A 12,080-nucleotide genomic window follows, 5' to 3' on the forward strand; every position below is an offset into this window, starting at 1 on the left:
GCCGCCGTTAAAAGTCAGCAAACGCGTCGAGAGGCTTCCCGCCCCGCATTTCCAGAAAATCGAGCAGGCGGCGCGGTGTGACATTTAACACGCGTTCCTCCGGAAAATCCACCTCGCGCGCAATACGCAGGCAATGCTCAAAATTTCCCAGCGTAAAAGCAGTATGGGAATCGGAGCCAAATGCCAGCCATCCGCCCGCCTCTTTCACCGCCGCGGCGATGGCGCGACAGTTCGGCTCGCTGCCGGGGCGCGAATGGGTAAAGGAGGAGTTGTTTATCTCCAGCGCCACCTGATATTTCGCTGCCGCTTCGGCAATTGCCGGAATATCGACCGGAAACTTCGGGTTACCGGGATGACTGATAATATGCACATTACCGCTGGCCATGGTGGCGATCATCGCTTCGGTATGGGTCGCTTTATCCTGCGGCGCAAACACCGGTTCATGAAAACCGGCCACCACTAAATCCATCGCATCCAGCATGCGTCCGGTGCAGTCGATCTCGCCAGCGGTGTTTTTGATATTGGCTTCAATACCGCGCAGGATGCCCACGCCATCTACCACGCGCGGCCAGACGTGCATATTGATAAAGTGCCAGTAGTGCGGCGCATCGGCCATATCGGGGCCATGATCGGTGATAGCGAACAGTTTGATGCCGTTCTGTTTTGCGACAGCGATATAGTCATGTAGCGTACTGTATGCGTGGGTGCTGGCTACAGTGTGCATATGTAAATCAACAGGGTACATTTAAGGCCTTCTCCTTCAGATTGGGCAAGGGCCGCGCCTTGCCATCGTAATGGTTACGGTTAATAACCGCGCGTCAGATCAACACGGCCTTCGGGCTGCTGCCCCGCTTCCAGTTGCGCAATCGCGCTGGCGATAAAGCGTATCGCTTCATCCTGCAGGGTTACTGCGGCATTATGCGGCGTCAGCGTGACGCGCGGATGAAGCCAGAACGGATGATCCGGCGACAGCGGCTCATTAACAAAAACATCCAGCGCTGCGCCCTTAATTTTATCGTCATTCAGCGCCGCCAGCAGATCTTCTTCCACCACATGCGCCCCGCGCGCCAGATTCATCACATAAGCGCCATCATTAAGCTGGTTAAGCAGCGCACGGTTGATGATCCCCTGGGTCTGCGGCGTGTTGGGCAACAGGTTAATCAATACCTGAGTGCCGGAAAGAAAGTTCGCCATCTGGTCATCGCCGTGAAAGCTCTCAATTCCCGCCAGCTGCTTTGGCGAGCGGCTCCAGCAGCGCAGCGGAAAACCCCAGGGCTTCAGACTTTCCGCCACGCTCAGCCCCAGCACGCCCGCGCCCATAATGCCGATGGTAAAGTTTTCGCGCTTGTAGTTGCGCAACGGCTGCCAGAGCGCCTGCTGCTGCTGCAAGCGGTAGTCGTCGAAGCGGCGGAACCAGCCCAGCACGGTGTGTACCGCATACTCCTGCATTTGCAAGCCCATGCCGGTATCCTCCAGACGGAACAGCGGTACCGCCGGATCGATCATATCCGGATGCTGTTTTAACAGGCCAAGAATATCATCCACGCCTGCGCCGATGGCAAAAATTGCCTTTAGTCCGCGACGTCCCTGCAGCATTTCAACCGGCGCGAAGCGCATCAGCGCATAGTCGGCGTGATCGTTGTCGCCCGGCTGCCAGAGCCGCAGCCGCGCCTGCGGAAGCTGCTGTTGCAGGCCCTGCTGCCATTTTTCCGGGCTAAAGGTGGGATGGTAAAAAATGATGTCCATAGAGCCTCCTTTGTTTTTATTTCATCCAAGGCTCGGGGAAACTGGAGGCGCTGGCAAGAAAAAATTGCAGAATATGGCCCGCCACGCCGGGTGGGCCTGAAAATGATTACGCCTGTGGCGCGGTTGACTGAATCAATCTGCGCAGCAGCGGCATAAGCAACAGCATCACCAGACCAACTGCCGCCGCCCCCCAGCCCAACAGGCTAAAAATATGGCTGTAACCGGGATTGGTTAACAGCGCGCTACTGCCGCTGTTTTCCGGCATCAGTGCGGAAACGTAGCCCGCCAGTACCGATGCAACACCGGTGACCATCATCCAGCAGCCCATCATAATGCCCTGATAGCGCGTCGGGGCCAGTTTGCCGATCATCGCGTAACCGATTGGCGAAATCAGCAGCTCGCCAATACTTTGCAGCAGGTAGCTGAAGAAGATCCATTTGAAAGCCACCATACCGTCGCCCCCCGCCAGCATAATGCCCAGCGGCAGAACCAGCATGCCCATTCCAATACAGAACAACGAGCAGGCAAACTGTAGCGGAATATCGATGCGCCAGCCGCGCTGACGCAGACGGTTAAAGGCAACGGCCAGCAGCGGCCCGCCGATAACGATCACCAGCGTGTTGATGTTTTGCACCCACTGCGGCGCAATACGTATTCCCCAGATGCTGAGGTTAATGTTGTGTTCAACAAACAGCATCAGCCCCATCGGTGCCAGCTGATAAAGCATCCAGAACACCAGCGAGCCCAACGCCAGCAGCAGATAAGCTGTCATGCGGCGCTGTTCGTGACGCGGCCGATGGCGTAGCGTGGTAATACATAGCAGCAGGAAGATCAGCACGCCCAGCGCAATAACAAAAGAGCCGGTAAAATCGGCGTGCGTCAGCATGATACGAATAACCGGCACCAGCACCACCAGCACCGCCAGGCCGGTTGCCATTCGCACCCAGTATTGACGCGGGCTGGCATGCAGCAGCGGCGTATCAATATCCGCCAGAATTTTCCAGCGCAGCAGGCTGATAACAATAGCCAGCGCGTTACCCACGGTAGCAAACAGGAACAGCGCCTGGTAATGCTCGCCAAGCTGAAAATAACCTGCGCCGGTGAAGCCGATAAAGAACCCCAGGTTCATTCCGGCGTAGTTCCATAAAAACGCGCTTTCGCGACGTTGATCGTCAGGCGTGAAGCGCTGGGTCAGCATCATATTGATACAGGTGACATTCAGCCCACTGCCGGTAAGGAACATCGCCAGCCCCCAATAAAGCCCCGGCGCACTTTCACCTGACAGCACCCAGCACCCGATTACCTGTAATACCATGCCCAGCACGAACAGATTACGGTTACTGAGGAAACGCCCGCCCAGGTAGCCGCCAAAAAGGTGCAAACCGTAATTGAATGCGCCGAAAACGCCCATGGTGGCATTGGCCTGCGCTTCGCTGAAGCCGAGGCGTTTGGTGGCATAGAGCACCAGCGTGGAGTAAAGCACGGCGAAGCCGAGCGTTGCGAAAATCTGAATAAAGAACAGCGCCCCGGTTCCAGCCGGAACCCCCTGTGGTTGCGCTTTGGTTGGATTGTTCAAGCTGACCTCAGTGATTTTTAAGCATAAATTACGCATCAGTATGCATCTCCAGCCCGGATTATGCAGTATGATTTATGCTATTCGGGTGCATTGCCCTGTTTATCGCTTATTTTCGCGCCGAAGTGGTTTAAAACTGACTAAACGCATCATTTAGCGCAGAAAGTTGATTGACGCGCCGCGGCAAAATCCCTACATTAGCGCCGGTCAGCAGTGTGCCTGTTGACGACAATATGGTGAGGTGTCCGAGTGGCTGAAGGAGCACGCCTGGAAAGTGTGTATACGGCAACGTATCGGGGGTTCGAATCCCCCTCTCACCGCCATATTTCATAAGAGAGCCTGAGCGAAAGTTCAGGCTTTTTTGTATGCATAAAGTATGCAGCGAGGCGCTATAAATGCAGCCCGCCGGTGCCAAAGGCTTCGCTGTATATTTTCTCCTGCGGGACCCCTAACGCAATCAAAGCGCGATACTGCTCTTGCATAAACGGAATCGGCCCGCATAGATAGTAATCTGCCTCTTTGGGAAGATACCCAACAGGAAGTGCCTTTAAATCCAGCCTTCCCTGCATATGATAATCTTTACCCGCTACCTCGCTCTCTTTCACATTCTCATAGGCAATAAAAACATGCAGGTTGTCGTTCTGGCTGGCCAGGTTTTCCAGCTCTTTACGCAACGCATGCACTTCAGAACTACGGGCGGCGTGAATAAAATAGATATCTTTTTTCAGCGTCCGATACGCTTTGTCACTGGCATGGGTTTCTTTATGTAGCGCGGGATTAACATTGGGATCGGCATGTTCAGCCAGCAGATGATTAACCATAGAGATCATTGGTGTCAGCCCAACACCCGCGCTGATCAGCACATTAACGGCATCCGGATTCAGCAAATAAAAGTTGCCTGCCGGAGCGCTGAGCTCAACCACGCTGCCTTCGTTAATAGCGTTATGCAGCGTGGAAGAAACGTAACCCGGATCCTGCCCTTCCGTACGGGCATCTTCGCGCTTAACCGAGATACGCAGATAAGGGTCAGAAGGGCTGCTGGACAAACTGTACTGGCGAGGTTGTTTAATACCCAGCGCCGCAACCTCTACCCGTAAGGTAATATATTGGCCGGGCTTATAAGCAGGAAGCGGCCCGCCATCCTGCGGAACCAGATAAAACGAGGTAATTTCCTCGCTCTCCTTTATCTTTTTATCCACGATAAAGTTTCGCCAGCCTGTCCAGCTTCCGATGGTGTTTTTGCGCTCTTCGTACAGTTGCTTTTCAGTTGCAATAAAGATGTCAGCCAGCTGTTGATAGGCTACGCCCCAGGCGGCAATAAGCTCATCATCCATCGGGATGTTAAGCACTTCGCTGATGGAATGCAGCAGATTCTCACCAACAATATTATAATCGGGAGCCTGTATATTCAGGCTGACATGTTTATGGCAAATCAACTCAACAACCGGCATCAATACTGAGGGATCGTCAATATTTTCGGCATAAGCCAGTACCGCTCCCGCCAGTGCTTTCGCCTGCGCGCCGCTGCGTTGATGGCCCATGTTGAACGTTTCTTTCAGGTGGGGATTATTTTTTAACATGCGCTTATAGAAATAATCCGTTAACGCCTCTCCGTTCTCTTTTAGTACCGGTACCGTGGCTTTAACCAGCTCTTTTTGCCTCTCGCTTAACATTGATACCTCACTTTGCTTTTAGTTTATCAACGAGAAAAAACAGGAACCCGTACGCAAGGCTCTCCATGCTGCTTTAAATATAGAGCCTTTGAGCAAGTTGAAGTCTGGCTACATTGAGTATCACAGGAAGCAGGATAAAGAATAGCGCAGACAGGTCAGTCGCCACAGGCTGGCGACCGGGAACATGCTACAAGGCAGAGACGGAGTGAACGGTGTGCTGAAATACATAAGGATCGGACAGCAGCTCAAATTGTTCATCATCAGGATAAGTTACCGCAATCTGATACTCCTCTCCGGCAAACGCTTTTACTGCATTCAGGTCCTCCCAGTAGGTTGCCAAAAAGAAATGTTCCCATTCGCCCTGCGTCTCCCGTCGTACAAACGCGCCCTGATTTCCCGGCGTTGCTGTTGAATGATCAACGCCGGTTTTTTGCAGATGTCTGGCGAAACCGTCTGCGTGTTTTAGCGGGACACATCCGTGCCAGGTTCTGACGATCATTTTTTGCTCCTTTCAGGTTGTAATGGGAAGAACGTTTTCCCGCGTTAACCATCACAAAATAGCTAGCGGTGACTCAGCGCCAGTTTCGCTGCAAACAATATAAAAAGGGTGCCGGTAGCGCGATCCATCCACTGGACAAACCGTGGTTTTCTCAATATTCCTGACGCGAAACGCGTTCCCGTTACCAATACCGCTGACCACAGCGTACCGATAGCAATATGGATGGATACCAGCAGGAATGTCCACAGCACCGGGGAGTGCCCGGCAGGTATAAACTGTGGCAGAAATGAGACGTAAAAAACGCCTATTTTGGGATTCAGTACATTACCCAGCATCCCTTTTACAAACCAATTTGTTGCAATCGGATTCGTAGTGTCTGAGGTGACCAATTTTCTTCGCGGCTTAAATATGAGTCCTATCCCTAACCAGCATAACCAGGCCGCGCCACACCATTTCAGCAAGTTATAAGCTATTTCAGATGCCGCCAGCAACGCCCCCAGTCCCAAAGCCACCAGCGCTCCCCAGATAAAACAGCCGGTATTGATGCCGGTTGCCGCCTGGAATGCTTTTTTCCTGCCCTCAGCCGTTGCAGTACGCAAAATAAGTGCCGTGTCCAGCCCGGGTGTCAGCGTTAACAGCAATGCGGCAAATGAAAAGGCAAGCAGTGAATCCGTGACGGACATCTCTTTCTCCACAAGGGCGAGTATCAGGTAAAAATCAACCTGCACGATACAATAGTTAAAAATTTTTAACCTTTAACAGGGCTAAAATCAACCGCTTATTCATTAGCCAGCCGCTAAACAGACCCGTAACACCTCACCTCTGGCGTACAAGTTAAAACCCTAATCCAACTCACATTTCCCGACTTCACGCCAGGCAAACTCTTTAATTTCGTCTAAAGTTTTTTGAATGGTCAAACACTTACAGGCCATGTCGGGTCTGGACAAGGAGAATACTGATGAAAAAGGCCGTACCTTCTCAATGGAAAGGCGCGCTGTTATTGCCTTTACTGATTACCGGCGCGCTGGCAACGGGATCTTTTTATGCACGGGCGGCGGACGATCAACGCCTGCTGACTCAGGCACCGCAGCCGCCGGATGTGCGCCTGGGGCCGCTTTATCATGCAGTTCAGTCAGCGAAGTTCTTCCCGGATCAGAAAACCTTTGCCGATGCGGTGCCGAAATTTGATCCGGCGTCCATTCTGGCCGACTGGCAAATGCAAAAAAACCAGCGCAATTTTGATCTACGCCGCTTTGTCGATGCTAATTTCACCCTGCCGGGCAAAGGCGAAGCCTATGTGCCGCCAGCGGGACAAAGTCTGCGCGAGCATATCGACGGCCTGTGGCCGGTGCTGACGCGCACTACGGATAAAGTGAATCAATATGATTCACTATTGCCGTTGCCAAAACCTTATGTGGTGCCGGGCGGTCGTTTCCGTGAGATTTACTACTGGGACAGCTATTTCACCATGCTGGGGCTGGCGGAAAGCGGCCACTGGGACCGCGTTCAGAATATGGTAGATAACTTTGCTCATGAGCTGGATAAATATGGCCACATTCCCAACGGCAACCGCAGCTACTATCTGAGCCGCTCGCAGCCGCCGTTTTTTAGCCTGATGGTTGATTTACTGGCGCAGCACGCCGGTGAAAGCACATACAGTAAGTATTTGCCGCAGCTGCAAAAAGAGTATCAATACTGGATGGCGGACGCCCAAAGCGTGGCGGCCGGTAATGCCAGCAAGCGCGTTGTAAAGCTGAAAGATGGCACCATTCTGAACCGTTACTGGGACGCACGCGATGTGCCGCGCACCGAATCTTATATGGATGACATCGCCACGGCGGAAAAAGCCAAACAGCGCAATAAAGCGGAACTCTATCGCGATCTGCGCTCCGGCGCGGCGTCGGGCTGGGATTTCAGCTCGCGCTGGTTTGACGACCCGAAAGATCTGTCCACTATCCGCACCACCGAAATTGTTCCTGTTGATCTGAACGCCCTGCTGTTCCATCTGGAAAAAACGCTGGAACGTGCCAGTAAAGTTGCGGACAAGCAGAGCGACAGCCAACGCTATGCGGAACTGGCAGAAAAACGTCAGGCGGCGATTAATCGTTATTTATGGAATGCGGAAGGCGGCTGGTATGCCGACTATGACTGGAAACGCAGCAGCGTGCGCACGCAGCTGACTGCCGCCGCGCTGTTCCCGCTCTATATGCAGGTCGCCAGCGACGATCAGGCGGCGAAAACTGCTGCCGCAGTTGAAAAACAGTTGGTCAAGGCGGGCGGCCTGGTAACCACCAATGTGCATAACGGTCAGCAGTGGGATGCACCGAACGGCTGGGCACCGCTGCAGTGGGTCGCGGTGGAAGGTCTGAATCACTATGGCAAACAGACGCTGGCGAAAGAGATTGGGATGCGCTTCCTTGATAACGTTCAGGCCACCTATGACCGCGAGCATAAGCTGGTAGAAAAATATGTGGTGGAAGGTAACCTCGGCGGCGGCGGCGGCGGCGAATATCCGTTACAGGATGGTTTTGGCTGGACCAACGGCGTCACCCTTAAGCTCATGGATATGTACTGCCCGAAAGATGTTACCTGTAATAACGTCAGTGACATGAAAAAATCGCAGTAAATTTTGGCAGCCTGGCAACAGCCAGGCTGCCAGTCCTCGCCTTTTAATCCCCTGAATCCACACACTTTATCTGGAAATAATCAGATAAATTACATCTTGAATCGGCAATCGATAAAGATAATAATTCTCATTAGTCTTTTCAGTTACACGATATTACATTGCCTCTGGCCGCGTTCCGTTACCGGGCGGCCTTTTCGACTCTGTTTAAGGGATATCACATGGGAATGCCTTTTAACCTGAAACGTTCTGCGCTGCTTTGTTCACTGGCGCTCACCGTCCCGGGCTTATCTATCGCGGAAGAGACGCTGACGGTCACCGCGCAACCTGCTGAAACTGCCGATTCGCCGACCTCAGGCTATACCGTTAAAACCAGTAAAGGCGCGACTAAAACCGATCAGCCGTTGATTACTACCGGTCAGTCTGTTTCGGTGGTAACACGCCAGCAGATGGAAGATCAGGGCGCGATGGATGTTAACCAGGCACTGAACTACTCCTCAGGCGTATTCACGAACTTTGCCGGGGCGGCGACCCGTTACGATACGGTCTCCCTGCGCGGTTTCCACGGCGGCGATGTGGATAATACCTTCCTCGACGGCCTGCGCCTGATGACCGATGGCGGCAGCTACAACGCGCTACAGGTTGATCCCTGGTTCCTTGAACGTATCGATGTGATTAAAGGCCCCTCTTCCGCGTTGTACGGCCAGACGGTACCAGGCGGGCTGGTTATGATGACCTCTAAACGTCCACAGTTCTCGCAGGAAGGTCATTTCCGCCTGATGGCGGGCACTAACGCCACTACAGGTGCTGCTTTCGATTACACCAACGCGCTGAACGAGCAGTGGGCGTTTCGTATTACCGGTATTACGCGCAATAGCGATACGCAATATGACCATACGCGTGAAGAACGTTATGCTATTTCTCCTTCCCTGCTCTGGCAGCCTGATAGCGATACCTCTTTATTGCTGAAAGCCTATCTGCAAAAAGATCCTTCCGGTGGCTATCACGGTTCGGTGCCGGGCGAAGGCAGTATTACCGAACACAACGGCCAAAAGTTAAGTAATAGCTTTTATGACGGCGAAAGCTCTCTCGATCAGTTTAAGCGTCGCGAGCAGATCTACAGCTATGAGTTCTCGCATCGTTTCAACGATACCTGGGCTTTCCGCTCTAACGCCAGCTATACCCATTCAAATGTCGATTTAGATCAGGTGTATCAAATTGGCTGGCGCGGCGACAGTAACCTGCTGGAGCGTTATTATTCCGGCGAACGCTCTTCTCTGGATGCCTTTGCTATCGATAACCAACTGGAAGCGGATTTCGCCACCGGCGAGGTAGCGCATACGCTGGTACTTGGCGCAGATTATCACCAATACCGTAACAAATTATGGGATGCCAGCGCGTATGTTGACCCGCTCGACACGCAAACTGGCGAAGGCGGTACGCGCTTCTGGCAAACGGCTTACGCTGAAGGCACCGCTCGCGTGCCTGGCCTGTATGCCTATAATCAAACGCGTCGTTATCATCAGACAGGCGTTTATCTGCAGGATGATATGGTCTGGAATCAGTGGCATATGACCCTTTCCGGCCGTTATGATCGTCTGGTAGCGAAAAGCACCAACGACACCACGGATACCAGCCGCCGTCGTTCCGATGATCATATCAGCGGCCGTGCCTCGCTACTTTACGCCTTTGATAATGGCGTATCCCCTTATGTCAGTTACAGCCAGGCTGTTACCCCTTCCAGCCTGCCGGATGCGAACGGCGATTTGCTGAAGCCCACCACCGCCGAGCAGTATGAAGCCGGGGTAAAATATCAGCCACCAGGCACCTCTGATATGTACTCCCTGGCGGTTTACGATCTGACACAGAAAGATGTAGGCAACCGTATTGTAAATACTTCCTTCTACGAGCCGGCAGGAAAAGTTCATTCGCGTGGACTGGAACTGGAAGCGCGTAACCAGCTTACGCCGCGCTTGAGTACGATTGCCAGCTATTCAGTTACGCGCGTGCGCTTCAAAGATGCCGTTGACGGTAACGATGGGCATACGCCATACGTAACGCCGAATCAAATCGCGTCACTCTGGGCGAAATATAACTTTGATTACGGCATCAGCACCGGCGCGGGCGTACGTTATATCGGCAAACAGTGGGCGGATAATGAAAATACCACTCGCCTGCCATCGGTTACCCTGTTCGATGCTTCCGTACGCGCAGATTTGGGTGTCTGGAATAGTCAGCTGAAGGGCGCATGGGTTCAGGTTGCGGCCAATAACCTCACCGATCGTAAATATGTTGCCGCCTGTTACGGTACCGGCAACTGCTACTGGGGTGCGGAGCGGACTGTTACCGCCACCGTGGGCTACGATTTCTGACGGCGCGACTCTGTGTCGGCTTGCTAAAGGTACTGGCGCAGGCGAACTGGCTGGAAAGTCCCTTGCGCTTATACAGCGTACACCAATGAAAAACGTGGGATCGCAGGCATAAAAAAAGGAGGCGTTAGCCTCCTTTTTTGTATTTAAAGCTTAATGACGAACCTTGCGATAAATAAACAGCACCAGGATGGCACCGATCACCGCGACCACAAAGCTGCCGAAATTGAAGCCATCAACGCGGCCGAAGCCAAAGAAGGTACTGATCCAGCCGCCGACGACGGCACCGATGATGCCCAGAATAATGGTAATAATGATGCCACCACCATCTTTACCCGGCATGACCCATTTAGCGATAATACCGGCGATTAAACCAAAAATGATCCATGACAGAATTCCCATCTGTAACTCCTTCTTATTTACGGCTAATTAACATACCAACAATGATACCCACTACGGCACCGGCACCGACGCCTGCCCAGGGGTTACTTCTTACATACGTACACGCCTGATGCGTTACGTTGTTCATTTCACGACACAGTTCACTGCCTGCTTCGCGTGTACGGTCCTGCGCATATTCCAGACTGTCGCGCGTTTCTTTTTTCGAAAACATACCCAGTCCTCCTGAGATCGGTGAGCGGCTGACCTGTTCATCACACTTCTGGCAACAAGTATAGGACAGGTTTCTAACTATGTGATTTCAGAGATAACTTTTTGCAGGTTTTTTACCCAAAAAAGCAACGGCTGCTATAAATTTCTACGTTGCAATGCCGATAAACAGCAGATAACGCGTATTACAGAAATATCTGGAAACAGACCGGGACGGGAAAGTAAGTGAAAGAGTCTGACAATGAGCAGTATTACAAACGTGGCACGCTGGCGGTGTTAGGCGTACTGCGCGACATAGAACGTGACGGTACGCCGATCATGGTTTCCCATGCGCGCGGCCAGTTTATTAGCCATATCCTGTCCGTTGATAAAGAGCTACTGGTAATCGATTACGGCAGTAACGATTATGATAATCAGGTCACGCTGGAGATGCGCAGCCTGGCCATTACTGCAGAAATGAAAGGGGCAAAAGTCGAATTCAATCTGGAGCAATTGCACGAGACGCATTTTGGCGGCCTGCCCGCTTTCAGCACCCCGCTGCCGTCTGAGCTGTTGCAGATCCAGCGTCGTGAATATTTTCGGATTAGCGCCCCGCTGGACCCGATTTTTTACTGTCATGCCAGCTGGCCTGAAGGCGGCAAGGCGCGTTTCCGCTTGCAGGATATTTCCCTGGGCGGCATTGGCGTACTGGTGGAAGGCGACATGCCGGAAAACCTTGTCTGCGGAGATCTCTGGCGCGGCATGCGGTTGGATATGGGCGAATATGGCGAGCTTCAGGTAGATGGTCAGCTGCTGCACGTGGGCACCCGCACTACCGTGAGCAGTAAAAACGAGACGGTTTCAACGCCGCGTCTGAGCTTTAGTTTTACCTCGCTGAGCGCCGCGCAGGAGCGTCAGCTACAGCAAATTATTTTCTCTCTTGAACGCGTCGCGCGTGAAAAAGCGATGCGCTTTCGTTAAAGAATGCTTCTCCTCTCGCCTGGCAAAG

11 protein-coding genes and 1 tRNA gene are annotated in these 12,080 nt (G+C 52.8%); 4 read left to right on the forward strand and 8 right to left on the reverse strand.

What is annotated here, in order from left to right:
* Positions 1 to 7: 7 nt before the first annotated feature.
* From B1H58_RS18635 to B1H58_RS18645, 3 genes are all read right to left on the reverse strand, one after another.
* Positions 8 to 745: a phosphatase gene (locus tag B1H58_RS18635; RefSeq protein WP_085071929.1), complete on the reverse strand. Its 738-nt coding sequence runs from the start codon at positions 743 to 745 to the stop codon at positions 8 to 10.
* A gap of 59 nt (positions 746 to 804) precedes the next feature.
* On the reverse strand, positions 805 to 1,746 hold the full coding sequence (gene ghrA, locus B1H58_RS18640; protein ID WP_085071930.1) for a glyoxylate/hydroxypyruvate reductase GhrA: 942 nt from the start codon (positions 1,744 to 1,746) through the stop codon (positions 805 to 807).
* Between the two features lie 106 nt (positions 1,747 to 1,852).
* Positions 1,853 to 3,322 (reverse strand): peptide MFS transporter, encoded by a 1,470-nt coding sequence (locus B1H58_RS18645; protein ID WP_237172434.1) that lies wholly within the window; start codon positions 3,320 to 3,322, stop codon positions 1,853 to 1,855.
* 232 nt (positions 3,323 to 3,554) lie between these two features.
* Between B1H58_RS18645 and B1H58_RS18650 the strand changes: the two genes are divergently transcribed.
* Positions 3,555 to 3,642, forward strand: a tRNA-Ser gene (locus B1H58_RS18650).
* A gap of 66 nt (positions 3,643 to 3,708) precedes the next feature.
* Here B1H58_RS18650 and hmpA read toward each other — a convergent pair.
* From hmpA to B1H58_RS18665, 3 genes are all read right to left on the reverse strand, one after another.
* The gene (gene hmpA / locus B1H58_RS18655) at positions 3,709 to 4,992 is read right to left on the reverse strand and encodes an NO-inducible flavohemoprotein (RefSeq protein WP_085071932.1); all 1,284 of its coding nucleotides are present in this window, start codon (positions 4,990 to 4,992) and stop codon (positions 3,709 to 3,711) included.
* 187 nt (positions 4,993 to 5,179) lie between these two features.
* Positions 5,180 to 5,491, reverse strand: a complete 312-nt coding sequence (locus B1H58_RS18660) for a hypothetical protein (protein ID WP_085071933.1) — start codon at positions 5,489 to 5,491, stop codon at positions 5,180 to 5,182.
* Between the two features lie 62 nt (positions 5,492 to 5,553).
* Positions 5,554 to 6,174, reverse strand: a complete 621-nt coding sequence (locus B1H58_RS18665; protein WP_085071934.1) for a LysE family translocator — start codon at positions 6,172 to 6,174, stop codon at positions 5,554 to 5,556.
* Positions 6,175 to 6,449: 275 nt separating this feature from the next.
* Between B1H58_RS18665 and treA the strand changes: the two genes are divergently transcribed.
* Complete coding sequence (gene treA / locus B1H58_RS18670; protein ID WP_085071935.1) at positions 6,450 to 8,117, forward strand: alpha,alpha-trehalase TreA; 1,668 nt, start codon at positions 6,450 to 6,452, stop codon at positions 8,115 to 8,117.
* Positions 8,118 to 8,335: 218 nt separating this feature from the next.
* Entirely contained in the window at positions 8,336 to 10,486 is a 2,151-nt protein-coding gene (locus B1H58_RS18675; RefSeq protein ID WP_085071936.1) for a TonB-dependent siderophore receptor, read from the forward strand.
* Positions 10,487 to 10,636: 150 nt separating this feature from the next.
* On the opposite strand, the gene B1H58_RS18680 is transcribed toward B1H58_RS18675, so the two are convergent.
* Both B1H58_RS18680 and B1H58_RS18685 read right to left on the reverse strand, forming a co-directional pair.
* Positions 10,637 to 10,885: a GlsB/YeaQ/YmgE family stress response membrane protein gene (locus B1H58_RS18680; protein ID WP_085071937.1), complete on the reverse strand. Its 249-nt coding sequence runs from the start codon at positions 10,883 to 10,885 to the stop codon at positions 10,637 to 10,639.
* 13 nt (positions 10,886 to 10,898) lie between these two features.
* On the reverse strand, positions 10,899 to 11,096 hold the full coding sequence (locus B1H58_RS18685; RefSeq protein ID WP_085071938.1) for a glycine zipper domain-containing protein: 198 nt from the start codon (positions 11,094 to 11,096) through the stop codon (positions 10,899 to 10,901).
* A 221-nt stretch (positions 11,097 to 11,317) separates the two neighbouring features.
* Between B1H58_RS18685 and B1H58_RS18690 the strand changes: the two genes are divergently transcribed.
* The gene (locus B1H58_RS18690; RefSeq protein ID WP_085071939.1) at positions 11,318 to 12,052 is read left to right on the forward strand and encodes a flagellar brake protein; all 735 of its coding nucleotides are present in this window, start codon (positions 11,318 to 11,320) and stop codon (positions 12,050 to 12,052) included.
* The last annotated feature ends 28 nt before the right edge of the window (positions 12,053 to 12,080 follow it).

It is taken from the genome of Pantoea alhagi (genome assembly GCF_002101395.1).
Taxonomy (GTDB): domain Bacteria; phylum Pseudomonadota; class Gammaproteobacteria; order Enterobacterales; family Enterobacteriaceae; genus Mixta; species Mixta alhagi.